Source organism: Paraburkholderia sp. CNPSo 3274 (genome assembly GCF_024206475.1).
Lineage (GTDB): Bacteria > Pseudomonadota > Gammaproteobacteria > Burkholderiales > Burkholderiaceae > Paraburkholderia.
In genome coordinates, this window is the sequence record NZ_JAMBPR010000001.1 from 37,539 (window position 1) to 59,757 (window position 22,219).

The 22,219-nt window shown below is 63.9% G+C and carries 18 protein-coding genes; all 18 read right to left on the reverse strand.

All coding sequences use genetic code 11. From position 1 onward, the window contains the following. Window position 1: 1 nt before the first annotated feature. Window positions 2-2,998: a putative baseplate assembly protein gene (locus M3I54_RS00145; protein ID WP_254332040.1), complete on the reverse strand. Its 2,997-nt coding sequence runs from the start codon at window positions 2,996-2,998 to the stop codon at window positions 2-4. Continuing rightward, on the reverse strand, window positions 2,995-5,502 hold the full coding sequence (locus tag M3I54_RS00150; protein ID WP_254332042.1) for a baseplate J/gp47 family protein: 2,508 nt from the start codon (window positions 5,500-5,502) through the stop codon (window positions 2,995-2,997). The genes M3I54_RS00145 and M3I54_RS00150 overlap by 4 nt, the downstream gene beginning before the upstream one ends. Continuing rightward, on the reverse strand, window positions 5,499-5,864 hold the full coding sequence (locus tag M3I54_RS00155; protein ID WP_175163978.1) for a GPW/gp25 family protein: 366 nt from the start codon (window positions 5,862-5,864) through the stop codon (window positions 5,499-5,501). The genes M3I54_RS00150 and M3I54_RS00155 overlap by 4 nt, the downstream gene beginning before the upstream one ends. 32 nt (window positions 5,865-5,896) lie before the next feature. Beyond that, entirely contained in the window at window positions 5,897-6,214 is a 318-nt protein-coding gene (locus M3I54_RS00160) for a hypothetical protein (RefSeq protein WP_254332044.1), read from the reverse strand. Between the two features lie 38 nt (window positions 6,215-6,252). Continuing rightward, window positions 6,253-6,759 (reverse strand): phage baseplate assembly protein V, encoded by a 507-nt coding sequence (locus M3I54_RS00165; protein WP_175163982.1) that lies wholly within the window; start codon window positions 6,757-6,759, stop codon window positions 6,253-6,255. 35 nt (window positions 6,760-6,794) lie between these two features. Continuing rightward, entirely contained in the window at window positions 6,795-7,925 is a 1,131-nt protein-coding gene (locus tag M3I54_RS00170; protein ID WP_254332046.1) for a hypothetical protein, read from the reverse strand. A gap of 1 nt (window position 7,926) precedes the next feature. Continuing rightward, window positions 7,927-8,283, reverse strand: a complete 357-nt coding sequence (locus M3I54_RS00175; protein ID WP_254332048.1) for a LysM domain-containing protein — start codon at window positions 8,281-8,283, stop codon at window positions 7,927-7,929. After that, on the reverse strand, window positions 8,280-8,930 hold the full coding sequence (locus M3I54_RS00180) for a hypothetical protein (RefSeq protein WP_254332050.1): 651 nt from the start codon (window positions 8,928-8,930) through the stop codon (window positions 8,280-8,282). Before M3I54_RS00180 ends, M3I54_RS00175 begins: the two co-directional genes overlap by 4 nt. Next, window positions 8,931-9,389, reverse strand: coding sequence for a hypothetical protein (locus M3I54_RS00185; RefSeq protein ID WP_254332052.1), 459 nt, complete (start codon window positions 9,387-9,389; stop codon window positions 8,931-8,933). It abuts the gene before it with no gap. Continuing rightward, on the reverse strand, window positions 9,380-11,347 hold the full coding sequence (locus M3I54_RS00190) for an ATP-binding protein (protein ID WP_254332054.1): 1,968 nt from the start codon (window positions 11,345-11,347) through the stop codon (window positions 9,380-9,382). Before M3I54_RS00190 ends, M3I54_RS00185 begins: the two co-directional genes overlap by 10 nt. After that, window positions 11,344-12,618, reverse strand: coding sequence for a Pvc16 family protein (locus M3I54_RS00195; RefSeq protein ID WP_254332056.1), 1,275 nt, complete (start codon window positions 12,616-12,618; stop codon window positions 11,344-11,346). The genes M3I54_RS00190 and M3I54_RS00195 overlap by 4 nt, the downstream gene beginning before the upstream one ends. Beyond that, entirely contained in the window at window positions 12,615-13,457 is an 843-nt protein-coding gene (locus M3I54_RS00200; RefSeq protein ID WP_254332058.1) for a hypothetical protein, read from the reverse strand. The genes M3I54_RS00195 and M3I54_RS00200 overlap by 4 nt, the downstream gene beginning before the upstream one ends. Next, window positions 13,454-14,185, reverse strand: coding sequence for a hypothetical protein (locus tag M3I54_RS00205; protein WP_254332060.1), 732 nt, complete (start codon window positions 14,183-14,185; stop codon window positions 13,454-13,456). Before M3I54_RS00205 ends, M3I54_RS00200 begins: the two co-directional genes overlap by 4 nt. An 84-nt stretch (window positions 14,186-14,269) precedes the next feature. Continuing rightward, the gene (locus tag M3I54_RS00210; RefSeq protein ID WP_254332062.1) at window positions 14,270-14,791 is read right to left on the reverse strand and encodes a phage tail protein; all 522 of its coding nucleotides are present in this window, start codon (window positions 14,789-14,791) and stop codon (window positions 14,270-14,272) included. A gap of 30 nt (window positions 14,792-14,821) precedes the next feature. Continuing rightward, on the reverse strand, window positions 14,822-16,852 hold the full coding sequence (locus tag M3I54_RS00215) for a phage tail sheath C-terminal domain-containing protein (protein ID WP_254332064.1): 2,031 nt from the start codon (window positions 16,850-16,852) through the stop codon (window positions 14,822-14,824). Window positions 16,853-16,937: 85 nt separating this feature from the next. After that, entirely contained in the window at window positions 16,938-17,195 is a 258-nt protein-coding gene (locus tag M3I54_RS00220; RefSeq protein WP_254332066.1) for a hypothetical protein, read from the reverse strand. A 379-nt stretch (window positions 17,196-17,574) separates the two neighbouring features. Further along, entirely contained in the window at window positions 17,575-18,630 is a 1,056-nt protein-coding gene (locus M3I54_RS00225) for a sigma 54-interacting transcriptional regulator (RefSeq protein WP_254332068.1), read from the reverse strand. Window positions 18,631-19,120: 490 nt separating this feature from the next. Next, window positions 19,121-21,808, reverse strand: a complete 2,688-nt coding sequence (locus M3I54_RS00235; protein ID WP_254332070.1) for a glycoside hydrolase family 15 protein — start codon at window positions 21,806-21,808, stop codon at window positions 19,121-19,123. Window positions 21,809-22,219 lie beyond the last annotated feature (411 nt).

Below are 22,219 nucleotides of genomic sequence, written 5' to 3' on the forward strand. Positions count from 1 at the left end.
CTCATGACCACGGTTGCAACCCCTTCAACGACGACGTATCGAGCAGCAGCAGTTCGGCGGGAACGATCGCCTGCCGGTCGCCCGGCACCGGTGAAAATGCGGCCAGGAAATTGAGCAGTGGCGCGCCGGGACTGACGCCCTGATCGTCACGGTTGAACACGGTGAGCTGGACTGCCTGGACACCCGGCACCTGCATCGCAATCCTGACGATCAGGCTTGCCGCGACGCCTTCGCCAAGCGCGCGCGCATCGAAACCGAAGGCCCGAGTCAGCGCGTCGCGCACGGCGGCAAGCACGGTGGGCGGATCGTAGTTCCACGCATCGACCTTCACGTTGCCGCCGAGCCGGAACCAGCGCGGCTGATAGGACATCGCCCGGATCGGCACATAGGGAGAACCGTAGCGACGGTAGGCCGCCACCAGATTCGCGAGCGTCGTCCCAGCCGGTTCGAGCACGTCGCCATCGGCGCCCGCCGCGGTGACGAACACGCCACGCGTGCGGCCGAACCAGGTCCAGGTCGCCAGAGCCTTCGCGATGCCGGAGAACGCCAGCGCGTAGTTCTCGTAATCTTCGAGCGACACCACACGTCCAATGGTCTGTACGAGCAACGGCGCGCTCGTGCGCGCGTCGGCTAGCGTGGCTGGATCGGCGCCGCCCGAGGCCGGCGCCGGATTGCTCGCGGACTTCAGACCCGCCGGGCGATCGAGCGGCTGGTTCAATTGTCCGGCCGGCACATTGCCAGCTGTGCCGATGCCCTTGCGATACACCGCGCGCACGTTCATCTGCCCGCTTGGCAGGCGCGCGCCGTGCACGCCGTCGCCGAACTGCACGGTGACCGTACCGTCCTGCGCCACGCGCGTGACAAACACGCGGGCACGGTTCGATTGATCGAGGAGACTCGCCACCTCGTGCCACTGCAATTCGTTGACCCAGATTTCAAGGGTAGATTGACCGCCCTCGCCGTTCGACGTGCTGACGTAGGTGAGCGGACTCTGCTTCAGCGTGAAAGTCTGACCGGCCTGAGTACCGTCGCCGTTGCCGAGCAACTCGTTGACCGTCTGCCCGTTGCTTGCCTCGACGACGTTCGCATTGACGGCGAACGTCTCGCGGTCATAAATGCGAGCGAGGGGCGCGAGCAAACCGAGCGTGGTGCTCGTGCCGTTCTTGTCGAGACTATCCAGCGTGGCGGCTTCACTGGCGAGCGCATCATTCTTGTCTGGCGGGACGAGCACGGTCTGCGAGGGGTCCACATAGAGCATGCCGGGCTGACCCGTGGTCGTAATGACGCTCCAGGCGTACAGGCTCGTGAGGTCGGCGAGCGCGCTCGAAAGCCACTGCAACGCGGGCGGCACGGCCACCTGCACCGGCGGATACGAATCGAGAATGAAGGTGTCCCCGGCGTTGAGGAGAATGGGTGCCTGTCCGTCGGCCGGCATCAGGTAGGCGCCGGCCTGAATCACCGCGATCCGCAACCGCTTGCCCGAGATCGCGACCGTGCGCCCGGCAGTCAACCGCTGGCCACCGCTCACCTCGACCGAATTGCCGAAGATTGGCGTGAGCATGCCGGCCTGAAGGGTCTGCGGCGTGCCCGTGCTGCCGCCGCTAGCCGTGCCGTTGTCGATCGACGTTTGCGTCACGGGCTGGTCGGCCACCGTGAGCGATTCGTTCTGCACGAACGCGACCGTCATGCGCGGAGTGGGTGTCACGAACTGCGCCAGTGCCCCATTCGCTTTCGTGCCATCGGGTGCATTCAGCGTGACTTGCGTCGCCTTGGACGAAATCGCGTAGAGGTCGAAGGCACCTTCGGCCACGCTCTTCACCTGATAGAACTGCGTCTGCCCACCGTCGGCCACGAGCACGATCCACGTCGGGTTGACTGGATTGGCCGAAGTCACGATGCCCTGGTACACCTGGTCGAGCGTAATGGTCGTGCCCGATAAGGTCGGTGCGAAGTTCCAGTCTGCGATCGTGCTGTAGTCAGGCGTCGTAGCACCCGTCGGAGTAGTCGGCGCTCCCGCCGGCGTGAACGTACCCGACGGAAAATGGGCCAGCGTCTGGTCGGCAAGCAATTTTGGATCGGGCGCGTTGTAGCCATACAGCGCCGCGCGCTTTCGCATCGCATAGAGTGTCACGCTCGTCGCCGACGCCAGCGACGCGGCCAGCGGCGTATCGAGCGATATCTGGGTGCGCTGCCTGGCGGAATCCACGCTCATGCTGACCACGTGGCAAAACGTCCAGTTGGAGCTGTCGGCGTTTTGCACGCAGTCGTCGTCGGCAATGAACAGCACGCCGTCTCCCACCTTGAGCCCGGTCGAGGTGCCCGCGAGCCAGATAGCCGGGTCGTCCTGGTCGGCGGCCGAGGCCACGCTCGCACCTGAAACGGCGGCCGAAGCCTGAGCCGCCGCGGAATTGCCGATCAGCGCCGTGAGATCGACCGGCCCCGTCGTGGTGGCGGCAAGCGCGTTGTGTGCAATGTACGCGGTCAGGTCCGCGGAGGTTTCGAAGGTCTGCGGCGACTGTCCGGCGCCAGGCGTGCTCTGCACACGGCTGCCCGATGCGATCACCACCGGGTCCGGGGCGCCCGGCGCATCGTTCAGCGTAAAGGCGAGCGGCACGGATGCCGCCACGCCCGGCGAGGGTTGATAGCCAACCAGCCGCGCGAGTTCGAACACGGAGCGCGTGGCTGTTGCAGTGCGCAGATACGCCTCGTTGGCGGCACGCTCCTGGTAGAACGTGATGATGTCCGACACGAGCGCCCATGCGTCGATCAGCGCGATCGAGAAGTCGCCGTCATCGCGGGTCGTCAGGGCGCTCAGCACTCCATACTGCGGGTTCGAGAGCGCCGCGATCATGCTCGCCTTGAACGTGGCGAACACCCCCGCGCGATAGACGATTTGCGCAAGCGCTGGCCGGTTGTAGATGGGCGCGGGCGTCTCCCGGCCGACTCCTTCGCAGCAGCCGCACAACTGAACCGACGCGGACTCGCAGGGATTGCTCATTTTCCGCCGTCCATCGTGAGCGTGAGATAGCCGCGATCGAGCCGGCTCGGGTCGTTCGCGACACTGGCCAGTTCGAGCCGGTTCATCGTGATATAGCCGCTTGCGACTGCGTCGCTCAACGGATCGTCGAGCCGCTGGAAGGCCAGAGCATTGACGGAAGTCACGCCCTCCACGGCCTGCACCGCCGCCAACAGCGGACTCAGATAGACCGTCTCGCCGAGCGAGAAGTTGACTGGCGCGAGCGGGCCCGGCGTGCCGTCGCATACGTCGCCGGAAATCAGGATCCGCGTCAACGCCTGTCGCACGTCGGTACGGAAATGCTGCGAATCGACGCACACGTGCAGCACGATCTTCAATCCCACGATCACGGCCGCCTCGACTTCGAGGTCGGTGCCGGCCATGCGGAAAAGATCGAGCCGCGTCAGGGTGTCGTCGATCAGGGTCGTGTCCGCAATTTGACCTACCGACGGTTCGAGCGTGACGAATGTCGTCCGCCAGCTTCCGGTCCAGCGAAACGTGCCTCGCGCGGCCTTGATACGCGGATCGCGCAGCGCGACTTCGCCGTAATCGTCCTCGGTGACGGCGCGCATCTGCGTGTTGAACGCGACGGGCGCGGCCTGGCGGATATGTTCCATCGATTCCGCGTCGACGCCGCCCGCCGCCGGCAACGGATTGCACACGCCGCGCACCGCCGCATCGTTCGAGACGATGTGCACGAGCGCTTCGCGCCCGACGTTGCCGGCGCTGCCATTGCCGATCCAGTAGTCGGCGTGGAACCGCGTGCCTTCGAGCGGCGCGACGCCCAATTGATCGTCTCCGAAGCGCAGGAACGCCGTCCCGTCACGCTCGATCTCGACGACAAAATTGTTGCCGGGCTCGGTCTGGCCGAGCAGCGTGGCGACCGGCGTCCAGGGTGCGTTCTGGTCGTCGACGAGACTGATGAGCGGAACGACCTGCGTATCGACACCGGGCGCGGGCGGCGCGGGCACGGTTAGCGCGGAGGCCGGCGCGCTCGGGTCGACAGGTGCGGCAAACGAGAGTGGCTGGCCGGCGAGCGCCGGGTAAAAACGCGGCCGCGTCGTGACGACCGCGCTCGTGCCGCAGCAGTAGCCGGCCGGATTGCCGACGGGCGTGGGCGGCGCGGCCGGCACCGGGCCGAGACATTCAGGCTGCGCGATCCGCATGCCGTGCCGGCCGACCACCACATTGCCGCGCGCCACGCTGACCTGGTCGAGTTCGGTGGTGCCGGAACCATTGTCGAAAGTCGACGAGATGCAGAGTGGAAACGGGAGTGCGTCCGACGCGTTCCAGGCGATATGCGTGATCGCGGTGTTATCGAGCGGATCGAGGAGCGGATTGCCGAGATAGTCGTTGAAGCGGACAGCGGTGAGCCGCACAGCCCAGCGATGGGTCGGGTCCGCGTCCTCAGGCTGACCGGTATTCGGGCCGAGCATTTCTTCGAAGATCAGCACGTCACCCACCTGCAATTTCTTCAGGTTGCCAACCAGCGTCGCCTCGGTCGCGCCGGCCGGCAGACAGCAGTCGGCATCGCTCCATGTATAGAACTGCATCTTGTCGTGCGCGTAGAAACACTGCACGTCGGCGAGCGTCGTGAACACGCTCGACGCACTCCGCGCAAGCGTGTCGGCCTCCTTCGTGTCGGGCGCCACGCACGGCGGCATGCCGGCGACGCGCGAGTAGACCTGCGTGCCTGCACGGACTATCGCGGCGGGCTGGTCGTCCGTCACGACGCCGCTCTGTACGAGCAGGATCTGCAACCAGACGTGCGCGCACGAGCCGTCGCTTACCGTATAGTCCACGAGCCGCGCATGCCGGCGCAGTGACACACGGCTCCTGGCCGTCCCGAGATACGCCTCCGTGCCGACCGCGTCTTGCCGGTAGCTGAGATGATCGGCCACGTAAGCGAGCGCTTCCACGACCGCGATGCCCGGATCGGCCGCGTGCTGCTCTGTCCAGTCCGGCATCAGCGTCCACATGCGGTCGAGCATCACCTGGCGAAAGCCCTGGAAGTCCTTTGCCAGATAGTTGATGTCGGGGGCGCTCAGCGCGGGCGACGGACAACAGTTGTCCACCTTGCAATCGCCGATCGTCGGGCAGCCCGCCTTGAACGAAAAGTCGATCCTCGCGAGTGCGGGATCGAATCCGTCCGGCGGCCCCTCGACGTGCGGATCGCCAGACGTGGCCAGATGGTTCAATTTCAGTGTGTACCCGGAGAAATCTCCGGCTTCGTTGACGGTGACGATGACCCGGTTCGGCGCGTCAGGTGTGATGGCAAGCGAGTTCGCAACGATGCCCGAGACGGTCTCCCCGCCCGTAATCAAGAATTCGGCGGCCTGGAGCTGCGCGAGACCATCGCATTTCAGGAATACGACCTGGAGTTGCGTCGGCGCATCCGGGTCGACTTCGAGAAAGTCGATACCGTTGAGGCCCGCGTGTCCCAGTACGAGCGCGCGACGTACCTTCTGAGCGCAGAAGTAGATCATGGCGCCCCCGCTCCGAATACGAACTCGGAGGTCTGCGGTTGTTGGGTCTGAATGACCGTGTACTGCACCGTGATCAGAAGCGTCGAATCATTGTTGTCCACCTGTACCGATTGCACCTGAATCAGATCGGAGAGCCATTGCTGCAATCCAGCCTTGATGATCTGCTGCAAAGCCGCCGCCAGCGTGTCACTGTTGGGCGCGAACACCAGTTGTGCCGCCCCGCTGCCGAACGTCGGCCGGTTCACGCGTTCGCCCGGCGAAGTCAGCAACACGAGTTCGACCATGTCCTCGATATGGCGCGGCAGATCCGAAAGCTGCGTGCGCCCGGACAGATCGAATCCGTAAGGAAAGCTGAGGTTCATGTCAACTCATCCAGTCATGATTGGAGTTGCAGTCACGTTGCCAGCACTCTGGTCTGACACACGAGCGGCACGAGCGGCGTGCCCGTCGGTGCGCACACGGCCTGCCCGGTTTGAATCACGAGGGGCTGCCCGAACGACGTGACGCGTGTCGTGCCCACCATCCACTGCGCCGTCACGCACGGCCCAGGCAGAGGCGGCACGAACGGACAGCCGGCAATCAGATAAGGCCCGCTGATCGTCACGGTCGGCTGGCCGCTCACCAGCACGTTGGCATTCGGCACGCTCGGCTGCGCCTGACCGGCATGAGCGCAAAGCACCGTCGCTCCCACATGCAGTAACAAGCCTGGCATGATCGTTCACCTCGCTCTTATCTGCGTTCGCGCCGCGCTCAGGTCACGACGAGCGCGCCTTCGTTGACCGTCACGCTGGGCCCGGCGAGCACGATGGTGGCGCCCTGTCCGTTGCTGATCGTGATGCCTGTCTCGTTGATCGAGATCAGCGCGCCGGTCGCGGTCTTCAGCAGAATGCCGCCCGTCGGCCCCGGCATGTCGCTCACCATCAAGGTGGTCTGCAGCATCGTCTGCAACACGAGTTGCTGCGTTCCGGGCGTAGCCGCCAGCGCAAGCGCCGGCAGTTCCGCCGAGGATCCCCAGTAGCAACCCGTCCAGACCGGATAGTCCGGATCACCCTGTTCGAACTCGATCCACACGCCAGCTCCGATCGACGGCACGACCAGCTGTCCTGCCTGGATGCCCGCGAACGGAACGCACGGCATCGCCCATGTGCCCGGCACGATGTTCGTCACGTCCGGGACGGTCGCCATCAACCGTCCCATCTGCATCGGGTCGATGTTGTTGAGCACCGTGCCGCGGTACTTGCCAAAATATTTCTGCAATTGCGCCTCCTCTGTCTCTTCGCGTGACGGCGGCGCTAGAACAGCGTCGGCACCACCGGTAGGGTGCTGATGAGGCCGTTGCGCTTGAGCGTGAAGTTCTGCTTGTAGGCGCCGCGTGAAATGGAGTGGGTCACGCCTTCGACGTAGTGCAGGCCGTCGTAGGCGAGTCCGGCGCCGCGCACACCCACGAGCTGGCGCGCCTTCAGCACTTGACCGTAGCGCAACACGTCGATCGTGCCCGTGCCTGTCACCACGTCCGCGCTCGCCGAGGTCGCGGCCATCCCCTGCATCAGCGCCTGGCCTGGCTGGAGCTTGGCGGTGTCGAGGGAAAACTCCACGCTCTGCGGCGTCGCGATGACGGCACCGAGGGGCGGATTGAGCGGCGTGACCGGCGGAATCGCGACCGGGATCGCCTGTTTGCTGATGGGCTCCTGGATATACACGACGAACTCCTTCGCGCCTTCGGGTGCATACGTAAAGTTCAGCGACTCGCAGTTGCTCCAGCTGTCGAGATTGATCGCTAGCGCGGGTTGCGGCACGCCGAACTTGATTTCCGGTCCCCAGTACGCCTGGCTCACGCCGGGCAGCGGTCCCGGTTCGAGGTAAAAGACATAGCCCGCCGCCTTCGCGAGCGCGCCGATGTAGGCGTAATCGGTGCCGCGCTGGCTCGCGAACTTTTGCACCGGCGTTTCGACATCGGGCACGATGGCCGGAATCACGTTCGGAGTGACGCCGAACACGGCGTACTTCGCGAGCATCAGAAGCACGCGGGCGTCGGTCGTCATGCCGGGAAAGGGAAAGCCGTCGAGCGCCTGCAGATCCATCAGCGCCGTGAGATCCTCGCCCATCACGGTGAGCTTCGCCGCACCGTTCGAGCCCGGCTCGACCTGGTGATGCTTCACGACGCCATCCATCAGCACTTGCGGCAAGCCGTTCACCGTCACGACGATCACCACTCGCAGCACCGGCAGCGGCGCGCCGCCTGTCAGCAGGAACAGTGTTTGCAACGGCGACGAATCGGCCAGCGTGAACACGAGCTTGAAGCCGCTGCGCTGGCCCGCGTGAACCTCGACTTCGATCGACGTGAGCGCGTCGACGACGGGCTTCGGTGCGGGCACAGGAACCATCGGCCCGATCAGAAGGGAGACATAGACACCGTTGAGCACGCTAGCCTCCCTTAGGCCCGGCGGTCGCAAGCGGAATCGCGATGGAGCGCCCCGGTTGACTCGTGAGGTCGTCCGGGTCCATCGCGAAATTGGCGTCGCACAACATCCAGAACAGCAGCGGATTACCCAAGGTCTTGGCGGCAATGTTGTCCAGCCGCACGCCCTGCGTGACGACGAACTGCTGGATCGACGTGTACTGCTCCGGCTGCGGCACGAGACGGCGTGCGAGATAGCGCACGACGGTGCCGTCGGCTTGCGTGTACGACAGCGTCGACGCTCCGTAGTAACGGCTGTCGGGCGTGGTCGGCGAGCCGATCTGCACACCTGCCTTGATCAGCGCGCCCAGCGAATCGCTCATTGCAAGGCTCCCGCGCCGAGATCGGCGATGGTGTTGAGTGTGTTGGCTGCCGCAAGCGCCTCCTTGCCGATCTGATAGATCATGTAGAGCGCGCCTGCGGGGCTCACGAAGTTCACATCGGTCACGCTGAGAACACGCATGCCGAGGTTCACCTTCGCACGAATCGGGTTGAGATTCGGATCGAAAGCTTCTTCCGTGATGTCGAGGTCCGTCACGCGCACCGGGATCACGCGTGTCGCGCTCCAGACGAACAGCGTGAGTGCCGACTCCATCGGCACGGCTTCGATCGTGCCGAGCAGGCTCAGCGCCTCGTTGACGATGATCCGCACGCTCGACGGATAGACCAGCATTTCGAGCGCGGCGAGCTGCGGCTGAATGCCGAATTGCACGGCCAGTGGATTCTGTGCGGGGAATTCGAGCTGGTCCGTGGCGTCGAGTTCGGCGCTCAGGTTGATGGTCTCGATCGGCGGCCCCTTCAGACGCAGCACTTCCGAGCGGTCTGCGGGCTCCGCCACGCTTTGCGGCTGGAGCTTGCGCGTGAGCGAATCCGGGTTGTACTGCAGGATCACCGCGCCGAGCGGAATCGCCGTGTCCGGATCCAGCATTACGAGTCCGCCCTTGAGCGTGCGAGGAGAGATCGCCGACATTCAGTCGCCTCCATATAAGTCGGAATGCGCGATATTGCGTTCACCGGGCCGTTCGGACTCGTCGAGCCGTAGCGCCCGGAAGATCGCACGCGCGATCGCGCGGCCGTCCGCGTCGGGCGCTCCGGTCTGCACGAATTGCGCGGCAGCCGAGCGCCACGAGCGTGCATCGAGGTCGGTGCCGAGGCGCGACAGGTTCACGCAAAGCAAGTCGAGTTCCGCCCGCAGCGCGCGCACGACGCGCGCGCGTTGGCTCGTTGCGAAGCCGTCGAGCACGAGGGTGTCGATGTGCAGATCGATGGCCCGCGGCGGATCGCGTGGCGCAGTCGTCTGCGGGACGTTATCGGCATGCCGCCACGGCGCACCGGTGTCGCGGCGCGCACGCCAATGCATGACGTCATGCCGCGGCACGCCCCAGCCCGGCCCGCTCGACGGTAACGAAGGCGTGGGTTTCATAACCATCCTTGCGTCTCCGATGCGGTGAGCGGCCGTTCGAGCTTCGCGTATTCGACGTGCGCGGCGCGCAGGATGTGTTTCATCTGCACTGGGACGTCCTCATCGGCCGCGAGATAGGCCGCGTGCATCGCGATGTTGTGGATGATGCCGCCCGCCACGTTGAGTCGTCCGAGCTTCGCGAGATCCAGATCCAGGGTCGGCGTGGCAGCGGGATAGGCACTTGCCCAGATGCGCTCGCGGCTCTCGGCGTCGGGAAACGGAAAGTCGATCACGAAGCGGATGCGGCGGCGAAACGCGTTGTCGATCGCATGCTTCATATTGGTTGTCAGGATCGCAAGTCCGCGATACGACTCCATGCGCTGCAACAGGTAGCTGACGTCGAAATTCGCGTAGCGGTCGTGGCTGTCTTTGACCTCGGTGCGCTGTCCGAAGAGCGCATCGGCTTCGTCGAAGAGCAGGATCGCGCCGCTTTCGGAGGCGGCGTCGAAAATGCGGCGCAAATTCTTGGCCGTCTCGCCGATGTATTTGCTTGCCACCGTCGCGAGGTCGATCTGGTACAGGTCGAGTTCGAGCATCGCGGCAAGCGCCTCGGCGGCCATCGTCTTGCCGGTCCCGGGTAGCCCGGAGAAGAGCGCGGTCGTGCCAAGACCGCGTGAGCAGTAGCCGGCGAATCCCCAGGTCTCGTGCACGGTGCTGCGCTGGCGCACGTGTGCGGCGATCTGATCGAGCACGCTTGCCTGCTGAGCCGGCAACACGAGGTGCAGACATTCGTCCTTCGGCTCGATGCGCCGTGCAAGCTGCTCCATCGAATGGCGCGCCTGCTGGCGGCAGAAATCCCAGAATGCGCGGTCGAGCGGCGCATCGGGTGAAGCGTCGCTCAATTCGCGGGTCAGCATCGTCACGGTTTCGACGGCCGCCAGGTCGAGGCGGAACTGCTCGGCGCTCACAGACACGCGTCCGTTCATGCGCTCGGCAAGCGGCCCGAGCCGCGCCTCTATGAACGCACGCCGCTCGGACGGCGGCAATTCGGGCACATCGATCCTGATTGCGTCGAAGCTCGCCGGCAATGCATCCTCAGGTAGTTCGAGCAACAACGGCATGTCGATGCGTTCGACGAACGACGCGAGCTGGCGCAGCGAGTCGGCCGGTTCATCGAAGTCGCCGCATTGGATCGTGAGGACCGCGCCCGTCAGTCGTCCTTCGCGGTTCCACAGCCGCGTGATCAGTTCGCGCTCGGCCGCGGCGGTCGGAATGTCGGCCACGCGCAGCGAAAAGCGTTCGCGACCCGCAAGCGCGCAGGCAAGCGCCGCGACCTCGTTGCGGCCGCGCGCGGAACGGCCGAGCAACGCGACGCGCGGCGCGGCGCCCTGCAACGCACGCGCGGCAGATACCACAGCGGGTTGCAAGAACGCCGGCACGTCGGACAGCTCGGCGAATGCCGGCGCGCAGCGTCGCACGATGCCCTCGAGATGCGCGTCGAGCGGATCGAGTCCCGCGAGATAGTGGACGATGCGCTCGTCGATGCAAAGCGGGCTCGTCAGCAGCGTCGCGCCAGGCTCGACGTCGATCAGGCGCCAGTAGCGCAGCGGCCTGTCGCGCGTACAGGCGCTCCAATGCGAACCCGGCAGGATCGCGAGCGCAAGGCTGAAGGTCGGGTGGGTGCGGCCGGGTTCATCGAATAAGGCGGCTAGAGCCGGCATGAAGGCGCTGTCGAGTTCGACGCCCGCGCATAGCAACAGCAGGTCGCGCTCGAAGGCGCTCAACCCGAGCCGCGCTGTCAGCGCCGAAAGTGCGCTGTCGTCGTCGGACGGCGTCGTGGGCGCTTCGGCTTCGGTCGCCGGTCCAGACAGGCCGTCCTCGCCCTGTATCGTGCGTGCCGCGACGAGCATGCGCAGCACGCGCGCGAGCGCCGCCGCGAGAGCAGCCTGGTTGGCCTCCGGCCAGGATGGTGTGCGCGCGTTCATGGCGCCGTCACCGTGATCTGCGGCACGAGTTGGCCGTGGGTCGGGTGCGTCGTGTCCTGATCGATGTACAGCTTGCTCTGTGCGCCGTCCACGCGCAGATAGAGCGGCACACTGGCCTCCGGCTGCACGAACGGGAAGTCGACAGGAATCGGAATGTCCACGCTCGACGAACTCGGCGGCCCGCTCGCTGGCCGGATGTCGATCGGCAGTTCGGACACGCCGATCACGAGCGACACCGATTGCATCCGACCGATCTGCACGTCGGTCTGCACCGTCACCGTGGTGCCCGCCTTGAACGACCCGGACAGTGGCGACAGCACGGTGGGTGCGAGCGTGAAGGACGCGAGGTTGGACATGGAGCCGACATGCGGCGTCGGCGGATCGCCAAGCGCGATCGACTGTCTGACGGCCACCGTTGCGATGCCCGCGGGCAAGCTGGCGGGCACCTGCACGCGCAGTGCGTTGCCCTGCACCTGAGCGGGCGCGACCGGCACGCCACCGTCGAACGAGACGCCCGTCGACGCCGGCGTATCGCCGATGAAATTGCGCCCCCGCAGCGTCAGGATGTCGCCCGTTCTCGCGATCGCGGGCGAGACGTCCTCGATGACCGGTTGCCGCCACGGCACCGCCTTGATATGCCGCTTCTGCACGGGTGGCCCAATGCGCGTCGCGGCGCGGCGCTGGATCAGTACGACCGACGCCTGATAGGCGACTGTCGGCCGGTAGCTCACCTGAAACGCGGTCCACATCTTCGACAGCTCCTCGATGCCGAGCGGCTCCTGCACGAGCTTGATCAGTTCCACCTGGTCGGGGAGCGTCGTCGTGGCAAGCGCCTGCTCTTCCGGCGCCGGTTGGGCGATCGGTTTGGCCATCTCCGTGAGCGCGGTTTGCAGAATGTCCCGGGTGAGTACGGGCGTCTCATGCCAGATCTGCATCGCCCACGCGAGCAGCAGTTCGCCGTCGAACGGGTTTGGACCGTACACCGACATCATGTAGTGAAGATTGAGCGCGAGCGGAGGATTGGCGATGCGTTGCCCGCTCGCATCACGCGAAGGCAGCCCTTCATTGCACCAGCCGGTATTCGATGAAAGCCGATAGAGAAAGAGGTTCAGTTGCGGCTTTTCCTCATTGCCTATCACGATGCGATCGGGCGGCAGCGCGGTGATCGTCGCGTTGGCGAGCTGACCCGGAAGCGCGGACTGCGCAAGCGCGTCCTGCAGGATGGTTCGCATGACCGCGGTGACAGCCGCGACGGCGAAATAGTCGCTCACGAGTGGCCTCCTCGCGAGCGTTGCAGATAAGCATGCAGCGACAGCGCCGCACTCGCGGCTGGGGGAGCGGCGGCCGGCGCCGCGCGCACAGGCGCGGCCCGGACTTCGACGCGGCCGATGCTCACCTGCACACGCGGCGGCGCGGTACTCGCGGATTGAACGAAACGCGGTGACGGTGGCGGCAAGCTGGGCACGCCAGGTGACGAAGGCTGCGCCTCATACGCCGGCGCAGCCACCGGCAGCGGCGCAGTTTGGCGGGACATCGCCTGCTGCACGTTGCGATCGCTTTGCTGAAGCACCGCTTCAGGCAGCCGCCGTCCGGTATCACGCCCAGGCAAAGCATGTGCTTCACTCGCAGGCACTGGCTGGCTCCGGACGAACGCGGGCTCGATCGGGGTCGTGCGCAGCGACACGGTTTCGTGTCGGGCAACATCGCGCTCCACCGGCATCGAGACCGCTGCCGGGCGAAGCGGGACGGAAAGGGTCGCTTGATGCCGCGTCTCGACGGGCGCACTGACATGGACGCTTCGCACGTCACTCGATCCTGCAAACGGCGGTTCGTCCGCATGGATATGATCCGGCATCGGCACGGGATTCGGCATCGGCATTGGCACCGGCCCTCGAATCTCAGCCGGTGACGCTGGCAGCGACAACTCGTGCTCGCGCAACGCCGTGCTCATCTCGACGTTGGCGCGCACGCGCGTCGAGGTGTCCGCATTATCCGACTCCTCGGGCTCGACGTAGCGAGGCGCGAAGCGCGGTTCAAGCGCTGGCCGCACACTGGAAACCGCGCCGCGTGCGCGATCGAGCAGTCCGCCGAGCGCAGTCTGCCCAGTCATAAGCCCGCCCGATCCAGATACGCCTGCCTGCGCCGTTGATGCATGCGCAGCACAGCGGCTTCCGACCACCCGTAGGCCCAGGCAAGCGCGTGCACATCGTCGAGCAGACGCTGCGCGTGATGAACGACTTCGCGCCACACGAAGGCGGCGGCGTCGAAAGTCTGTGCATCGTGGCGACGGCATGCGGGACAGTCGAACTGCAACACGATCGCTGCAGACGCGTGGAGCGTTTCGAGGCATTCGCCCGCGTGCTGCCGCAAATCGAAGGGCCACGTCGACGGCGGTTCAAGCTGTCCCTGCTCGTTTTCGACGTGCACGCAGCGTTCGGTCAGGACACGCAGCGCCTCGCCACCGTCGGCTTCGCGAGCCGCCACACATAGATCCTCGCTGGTCGCTTCGCGCAGGCTCAACCGGTAAGCACCGAATTCCGTGTCGGACTGATTCGCGCAAGGCGGCTGCAATGCCTCGGTCGACGCCGTGAACTCGAGGGCTGCGCCGCACTGAGGACAATCGAAACGGCAGTCGAGACGTGTGCCGAAGCTTGCTTCCCGCATCTGCAAAAGCAGCCTGTCACGCGCCGATATGCCGAGCGCCGCGAGCGCGGTCCGCGAACATTCCGGACAGGCCACCTCGAGCATCGACAGTGCACGATGCAGCGCCGGCAGGTGGGCGGGCGAACTGCCCCGCTCCCATGCGAACAACAGATTCTGGCCGTGCAATGGACGCATGTCCCGTCTCATCAATCAAGTGGCGCCGCCCGTGACAAGATGCGACCCGGCTGGCGGCAAAGCCGGGGCGACACCGCGTGTCGCCTATGGCGACAGGGTCGGTTCAGTCGGTTCCTTGACTTGAGGATCGCGTTCGAAGCCCTCGTTTTCGAGCTTGATATGCTGCAACGCGACCGCATTCGCGTTGGCGTCCAGATCGGGGAGCGCCTGATACTCCGACACCCAGCAGCGATAGAGCTTGTAAGCAAGCGCCAGTTGCCCGGCCTCGTTGTAGACCTCGAGAATGATGTCCTTGCGAAAGTCCGCCAGCGAAACTTCCGCGCCGAGCCCGGCGTTCAACTGCCAGACCTTGTTCGCCCAGAGCTCGAACTCCGGATCGTGCGTGACGCCGCGCTCCAGCGTGATCGCTTCGAACTTCGAGCGTCCCGGCGACTTGCGGCCCGTGCTCGGATCGCCGCCCTCGCGATGCTCGACGACTTCCGTCGTGCGCTTGAGGCCACCCGACACCTTGCTGATCCCGGCGACGTATTTGTTGTCCCACTTGAGGCGAAATTTGAAATTCTTGTACGGGTCGAATCGCTGTGGATTGACGGTGAACTCGGCCATGACGCATACCTCCGAAAGGGAATCGCTGGATCAGGTCTGTACCTGCCCTGCCATCTGCTGAATCTGGATCACGACGAACTCCGCTGGAATCAATGGCGCGAAACCGACGAGCACGTTGACGACACCGCTGTCGATGTCGTTTTGCGTGGTCGTCTCGTTGTCGCATTTCACAAAGTAAGCCGCATTGGGCGACTGTCCCTGGAACGCTCCCTTCCTGAAGAGTACGTTCATGAATGCGCCGATGCTGAGTCTCAACGATGCCCAAAGCGGCTCGTCATTGGGTTCGAACACGGCCCACTTGGTGCCGCGATAAAGGCTTTCTTCCAGATAGAGCGCAAGCCGGCGCACGGGCACGTACTTCCACTGACTCGCCTCGACATCCGCACCCGCGAGCGTGCGTGAACCCCACAGCACCGGCCCGTAGATCGGGAAGTTGCGAAAGCAGTTCACACCGATCGGATTGAGCACGCCGTTTTCGATATCGGTCAACTGACGATAGGCGAGCGCCTGGACGCCGGTCAGCGTTGCCTCGGTACCGGCTGGCGCCTTCCAGACGCCGCGCGATCCGTCGATACGCGCAAACAGCCCCGCGACGACACCGCTCGGCGCAAACGTGCGCAACTGATAGTTGTTCACCGGGTCTGGCAGGCGTAGCCGCGGGAAGAAGCACGCGCCGTTTTCCGGAGGCGTGATAGCCATGCTCGTCTTCCAGTCGAGCGCGGCCGTCACGGTCGTCGCATTGGGAGGTGGATCGACGAGCAGGAACGCACGCCGCTGCTGACAATAGGCAATCGCGGGCGGGAAGACATCGGCGCCGGACACGTTGGGATCGGGCGTGGCCGGGCTGCCGGCAAGCGCGCGCGTCGCGTCCGGTATCACGAGCAGGTTGAAGAGGTCGACCTTTTCCAATGCGTAGATACCGGTGAACGAAGCCGGGTCGCCGACGAGATCGACCGAAAACGGCAGTTGATTGCCCGGGTCCGTACCGACCACGGACGACTTCTGTCCTTCGATCGCGTTGCCCGTCCCGAGCGCGTAATGTGCAACGTTGGTCGGGGTGACATCGAGCCCGAGCGGCGCGGCTGCGGTTCCGCTAAATGCGATTTGTGCATCCGGCAGCGTAGGGATGCTCGCGACGGCGCGCAGCACGTCGTCCGCATTGCTCTTCGTCGCAATGAAACGCAAGGTCGCACCGTTCCAGTTCAGCGCGACCGCATTGGCGAGGGCGCTTTGAACCTGGGAAGCAATCGCCGCGGACGACACCGGTATAGGCGCACCCTGAAGCAGTACGTTCACGTTGTTGATGTTGGGCAGCGAATTCGTCGGCTTCGAAACCTGTAGCGTTAAGGTGTAGTTTTTGTCGATGAGCTGCGGCGTGGTCTTGGGCTTGGTCGTGTCGAAGAAGAGCAGTTCTCCGCTGTTGCGTTGGATTCTTTTGCCTAGTACTCCCGATACCTCAGGTGTGTTCTTGCGCAGCGGGTTCGTTGGATCGGCGGACTCGCTCATTTTCACCAGTTGCGATCCAGTATCGAAGTCGTTGATCACGTTACCGACGTAATTCTGCCTCGTGCCATTGAGCGAGACTTGCGGAAACGTCTCGACCACGTTTCCCGACAGATTCGTTATGGTCACATTGAATGTACTGGGGTCGACGCCGGGCAGCGAGAAGTCGATGCCGTCGTAATCGATGTCGATCATGATCTGGCCATTCGCCCAAACGCCGCTGGAAAGCGCGGTGAATGTCAGGTCGATGGCACTCGCACCGGTCACTTCGACGGTCGCCGGCGTCGCATTGTGATGCGGCACGCGTACGACATACCCTGTCGTCCCGCCGTTCAGAAAGAACTGCTGGACCGCATAACTGAGTTCGCTGTCGATGGCGAGGCCGCCGAACAGACGCGCGAAATCGGAGAAACTGTAGATTGCTTGCGCCCGGTTATCGATTCCCGTTGCCGTGTAACCGACGAACGCGGTGATCGATGTCGCCACGCCCGTGATGTTGTGCATGGGATTCTGCAACTCGACGATGTAGACGCCGGGATACGTGAGCGTTGCGGGCATGGCGAGGTTCCTTTTCGGAGAAAGCGAAGCAAGTTGCACCATCCAGGCCACGGTCGGTCCGGCGGTGCCGCGAGTCCCGATCGCCTCACTGCGTGGTGTTGCCTGCAACGGGGGCTCGTTCGTACAACACCGGACCACCTGGCAGCTCGCTCTGCGCGAGGTAGCCCTCGTCGACGAGCTGTCCCAATGCGAGGGCGACATCAGCCAGCGTCGCGTCGCTGCACGCTACTGGCAGCCAGAAGCTCAACACTCCATTGACGGTATCCGCGGCACCGGGATGGTGAACCAGATACGATTCGATCGAATCCCGGATACGCTCCACACGCGCTTCTTGGCTATTCACTTGAGCACCGGCTTGTGGCTCATTACAGGCAAAGCGCCCGATGCAATCTCCATTCCATCTGGCAAGTGTCGACGAATGCTTGCCAGGAGCGAATCCTGGCGCCAGCGTGAACGCCCCGCGGGTCAAAGCAAACCCACCCGCTAAAGTGCGGGGAAGACGTTTTGACATACCTGGACGATGCACGAAAGAATTTGCGGGATGCCGCACGCCTGACCCGGGCACGGGTCAAGCGTGTCCCGGGTGAAGACGCGCATTCTCCCCGAGCCGATGCGGGCTGCAATGGAGCACACGTGGGAAGTCGAAACCGCGATGCGGACAGGCTGTCTGCGCTCGATCGCCGTGGCAGCGGCCGGCGCAGTCGTACGAGCGCGCACAGCGCTCAGAGCAGCGGGCCGTCGAAAGCGCTCTGAGCTGGCGCGAGTCCGTGCTTCTTCAGGAGCTTGCCGAATGCCCGGCGTTCTTTGCCCGCGATCCTCGCCGCCTTTGTCACGTTGCCGCCCGCGGCGCTCAGCGCATCGGCCAGATAACGGCACTCGAACTCCGTGATAACCCGGTTTTTTGCGGTCTTGAAGTCTTCATGCGCAAGCATGGTGCGCGCCTCCAATTGACGCAGCGACCCAGACAGCGAAGGCGGTTGAAGATGCAGCATGCCCGGCTGGCATCGATCGGAGATGAAGGGGTCCGGCGGCCCGATCTCGATGACTCGAGCGTCGCTTAGCAGGTAGCCCCGGCAAATCAGCGTTTCGAGTTCGCGAATGTTGCCAGGCCAGTCATAGCGGTACATCCAGTCGAGCGTTGCCGGATGCAGCACTTTGTCGCCATTGCCGAAGCGTTGCGCACAGACGTGAAGAAAGTTGTCGGCCAGCAGTTCGATATCTCGATCGCGTTCGCGCAACGGGGGCAATTTCACTACGAGAATACGCAAGCGGAACAGCAGATCGAGCCGGAACAGTCCCTCCTCGACACGCTCAGCCAGATCGGTATTGGTTGCCGCCATCAGCCTGACATCGGCATGCCGGCTTTCGGGCGCGCCTAACGGCCGATATTGGTGATCCTGCAGGAAACGGAGCAAGATCACCTGCGACTTCAGCGGAAGCGCATCCACTTCGTCCAGGAACAGGGTGCCGCCGCTCGCATGAGCGATAAGGCCTGCCTGCTCTATGTGCGCGTCGGTGAAAGCGCCGCGCTTGTGGCCGAACAACTCGTTGTCGACGAGCCCATCGGGCAGCGCGCCGCAGTTGACGGGAACAAACGGACCCGATGAGCGCTGCCCACCGTAGTGGATCGCACGGGCGGCAAGTTCCTTTCCGGTGCCGGTTTCGCCTTCTATCAGCACCGGCACGTCGCAGCGGGCAAACCGTTCGATCACCCGCTGGGCTTCCAGAAACGATTGCGAGCGTCCAATCATCGGAAACGACTCCTCGCCAGCGAGCATGCCAGATACGCCCGCGTTGCACCATTGCCCACTCGTCCTTTGTCGGATGCGTGGATGCGGCGTGAAAAACGTACGGTGTCCTTTATCGAAGGGAAGAGCCACATGCGCGAGGCGTAAGTGCGAGCTTTCTGTGGTGCAAATCCGGAAGCTGGCAGTACTGAATTAGTCTAGCTTCAGACTTTCTTTTGTCCAGATAAAAGTCTGTGAATCTCGCCTGGCCCTCGGCAACATAACGAAAAACTCGAACGCCAAATTAAACCGACACTGATCAGGAATTCCACTCGGTGAATGACGTTGAAAATTCGATGTGACCGGTTATCAAACGCCGTATCCGACCTATGCCCGGTTTAAAGAGTTTCCCTTGCGCCCGCATCCTGCTGGGTGTGATCGGAGTCGCGCACGTGATATCGAAGGTGCGGATGAAAAATCATCCGCTCACGGCATGGCGCCGGGTAGCCCGACACGATGCGTTCGGCCCGCTCCACCTCAGTCAAACTTCGATGTTCCCATAGATCCAGTCCTGAGCGCCGGTGCTGAGCCGATAGTGAATCAGCATGCGATCCGTCTCGGACCACGCGCCGGAGGCCGGGTCGCAAGCGGCGAGCACGAACAGCATGTCGGTCCAACTCCCGAACGAAGGACTCGCGCTCGCCAGCGCGGCGAGCGGAATGATCGCTTCGATTCTTCCACTGCCGGGATCCCATTGGGGCGCTTCGACATAATCGACGTTGCTGTCGGCGCTCCATGCATTGTTGGCGACGCGCCAGCGCGAGAACGAATCCGAATTGCTGCGACGTTCGACCAGGAAGCTCATCGGCCGGCTCAACGCCTGATTGAAGATGCCGAAGCTGCTGGTGGCCGCGCCGCCTTGTGCCAGATCCTGGCTGTATACCTGCACCGCGAACAAGGGGGCCTGCGCGAAGCGCGTAAGCGTCCCCGATACGTTGTCGATCCGCACATAGAGATTCGAGCCGTCGTTGGTGACGTATACGCGCTTGATCGAACACATCGGCGACACACCCGCAGTCTGCGCGCCCACGAAGTACGGAACATTCGACCACTGATTCCAGTCTCCCGCCGCCGCAAAGCTGACACTCATCGTCTTGAAGGTACCCGCGTTGTACGACGGCGGCACGCAGCCAAAGCGCACCTGCTTTTCGTAGAGCAGCGCAACCAGAATGAACGCTGAGGCCGTCAGCGGTTCGCACATCGAGCTCACGAGCGGCTGTTTCGTCACGTTGGAAACCGCCTCGCCGGGTGGCATGTAGCCCCTGCCCCAGATGCTGGCGCACCATTGCAGGCGCGCCAACGCGTCGGCGGCATGGCCGCGGAGGATGTCGTAGACGGCCACCCACAGGCTCATCTGCGGCCACGCCGGTTCCGGCCCGAGAGCCTCGTTGCCGCCCGGACTCCAGCTCGCCGTGTAGTAGAACGTGTCGCAAGGATAGCGCGCGATGCCATAGCTTTGCTGCGTGAGCGCGCTCAGGATCGTGTTGACATGGCTCGCCGCGCGGCCGGACTCGTGATCGATCACACCCAGCGCGATCAGCATGTCCGACGAGCTGTCGATCATCGTGCGCGGCGTGTCGTTCACGTTCACCGCGCGACAGAAATATCCCTGCGGATTCCAGGAGCCCGGCGGATACCAGTCCGTCGGACGCTGAAGAGCGGTGAGAATCGAAGCCGCGCCGCCCGCATACCAGTCGGTCAGAGATGTCTCGCCGAGCCCCTCGGAGATGGCCTGCGTCGCGTACATGCCGACGACATACCAACTCTGCGTATAGCTGTTGTGCTCCAGATTGTCGCTTTCTTCCCAGATGCTGTAGTCCGCTTGGCCGAATCCGTTCGGCTGGATATGGCTGACGATCCAGTCCGCCGACCGCTTGACGCTCGGCCACAGGTCGCGCAGAAATGTCGCGTCAGCGGTCAGCGCGTAGTGCTGATAGACGCCGTACAGAAATGCTCCGACCGAGTCGTACTCGGGCTCGACAAAGGGTAGATAGCTGCCGTCCCATGCGTTGTAAGTCGTCTTCCAAGTGCCGTCGCCGCCCTGGCTGCCGCTCATCCAGCGCCAGTACAGTTGCGCTTCGTCGTGATGGCCACTGGCGTCGAGCCCGATAGCCGCGATGCACGCATCCCGCACCCAGGTGCGATATTGATAGGCGACGGGATTCGTGGTCGCGGCGAACGTACCGAGTACGGGGTTCTGGATGTTCTTCATCAGGATCAGCGCGCGGTCGAACATCTGGTTGAGCGCATCGTCGTCGAAATGCACGCGCCTGCCCTGATTGCCGTTCGCGAGCCAGGTGTTGTACGCGGATGCGACCGCCGTCATCCAGGCGTCGCCCGAAGATGCCCGGGCGGCGGCGATCGCGGCGGTGGCATCGGCCTGCGTCTCGCATACACCGAGATAGAAGTAGAGCGTCGCGGATGCGCCTGGCGCGACCTCCACGCGCTTGCTGAACGCGAGCGATACGTCGGGCGCACTGACGTCGGCGTTGTTTTTCAGCGTGCCGTCGGCGTCGAAGCTGTACCAGCCCGACACGGTCCCGCTTTGTGTCGATGCGTCGGCGTTGTTGCCGGCCTGATAGCCGCCGCTCGGTTGCAGTGCGCCCAGCAGCACGAATAACTGACCGGAGGCCGTCATATCCGCGATGAACGCGTTTTGTCCGGCGTCGTACCACGCGTGCACTGGCTTGCTCGCATCAACGTTGTTGAGATGAACCTGATCCAGCACGTTGAATGTAACGCTCTCCGCCGTCGGATTGGTCAGCGTGTAGCGAACGATAAAGAACGGCTGATCGGGCGCCGCCGCGAAGCTGCGGGTCAGGTCAAGGCGAGGTGGCAGCGACGCGTCCTGATAGCTCAGATAGTGCGTCGTCAGAACGCCGGCGTCATCTGCGCCGCTTTCGAACCACGCTTCGGAGTCAAACTTCTCGGCGTGGCTGTAGGAGATCGAGTTGGTTTCGTCGCGGAAGAAACCGGTGTAGTCGACGATCTGGTTCACCGTCCGGCGCGCGAGAGAGCCGCGCAGACAATGGAGTTCGCTCAGGCATGGTCCGGTCCATGAGGTATCGATCTGGCTGAGCTTCGCGGTTTTCCACACGCCAACGAGATCACGCCAGTTCGATAGATACAGCGCACGCGTGGAGGTGGCCGAAGGCGAAGTCGGGCTCATAGGCATTCCCTGATGGCTCGTGGATTGGATGCCCGGTTCGACGCGCGAGGCGAGTGCCGCGCATTGTACGCCGACTGCGATAGCGCGTCATCGCTCGGGCTAGCGAACTTCAGCAATCCGGATGAACTGCGGGTGGATGCCGCGATTCGGGCCGTTCTGGACCGAGTGCGGTCGAGCGTGTGCAGCGCCGCCGTGAGCGCCGGCGGGTTTCCGCATTCATATTAGTACAGCGTCCATCGAATTCAGTGCAACGGCTAGCATGGAAGCGCCTTTTCCAATCTGCAGTCCGCCATGATTCGGGAGAGGAATCTCAATCTAACGCATCTCGAACAGGGTTTCAGGTCGACTCGACGATGATCTGATTTTCGCCTTTCAATGACAAAACAATCCGGCACTACCACTGCATACAAC

What these genes read in the sequence shown, in the direction of transcription:
- M3I54_RS00175 (WP_254332048.1), bottom strand. Translation starts at nt 8,283, where the DNA reads ATGAGCGATTCGCTGGGCGCGCTGATCAAGGCAGGTGTGCAGATCGGC.
- M3I54_RS00205 (WP_254332060.1), bottom strand. Translation starts at nt 14,185, where the DNA reads ATGCGTCCATTGCACGGCCAGAATCTGTTGTTCGCATGGGAGCGGGGC.
- M3I54_RS00210 (WP_254332062.1), bottom strand. Translation starts at nt 14,791, where the DNA reads ATGGCCGAGTTCACCGTCAATCCACAGCGATTCGACCCGTACAAGAAT.
- M3I54_RS00150 (WP_254332042.1), bottom strand. Translation starts at nt 5,502, where the DNA reads ATGATCTACTTCTGCGCTCAGAAGGTACGTCGCGCGCTCGTACTGGGA.
- M3I54_RS00160 (WP_254332044.1), bottom strand. Translation starts at nt 6,214, where the DNA reads ATGCCAGGCTTGTTACTGCATGTGGGAGCGACGGTGCTTTGCGCTCAT.
- M3I54_RS00185 (WP_254332052.1), bottom strand. Translation starts at nt 9,389, where the DNA reads ATGGTTATGAAACCCACGCCTTCGTTACCGTCGAGCGGGCCGGGCTGG.
- M3I54_RS00145 (WP_254332040.1), bottom strand. Translation starts at nt 2,998, where the DNA reads ATGAGCAATCCCTGCGAGTCCGCGTCGGTTCAGTTGTGCGGCTGCTGC.
- M3I54_RS00235 (WP_254332070.1), bottom strand. Translation starts at nt 21,808, where the DNA reads ATGAGCCCGACTTCGCCTTCGGCCACCTCCACGCGTGCGCTGTATCTA.
- M3I54_RS00180 (WP_254332050.1), bottom strand. Translation starts at nt 8,930, where the DNA reads ATGTCGGCGATCTCTCCTCGCACGCTCAAGGGCGGACTCGTAATGCTG.
- M3I54_RS00225 (WP_254332068.1), bottom strand. Translation starts at nt 18,630, where the DNA reads ATGCTCGCTGGCGAGGAGTCGTTTCCGATGATTGGACGCTCGCAATCG.
- M3I54_RS00215 (WP_254332064.1), bottom strand. Translation starts at nt 16,852, where the DNA reads ATGCCCGCAACGCTCACGTATCCCGGCGTCTACATCGTCGAGTTGCAG.
- M3I54_RS00190 (WP_254332054.1), bottom strand. Translation starts at nt 11,347, where the DNA reads ATGAACGCGCGCACACCATCCTGGCCGGAGGCCAACCAGGCTGCTCTC.
- M3I54_RS00200 (WP_254332058.1), bottom strand. Translation starts at nt 13,457, where the DNA reads ATGACTGGGCAGACTGCGCTCGGCGGACTGCTCGATCGCGCACGCGGC.
- M3I54_RS00155 (WP_175163978.1), bottom strand. Translation starts at nt 5,864, where the DNA reads ATGAACCTCAGCTTTCCTTACGGATTCGATCTGTCCGGGCGCACGCAG.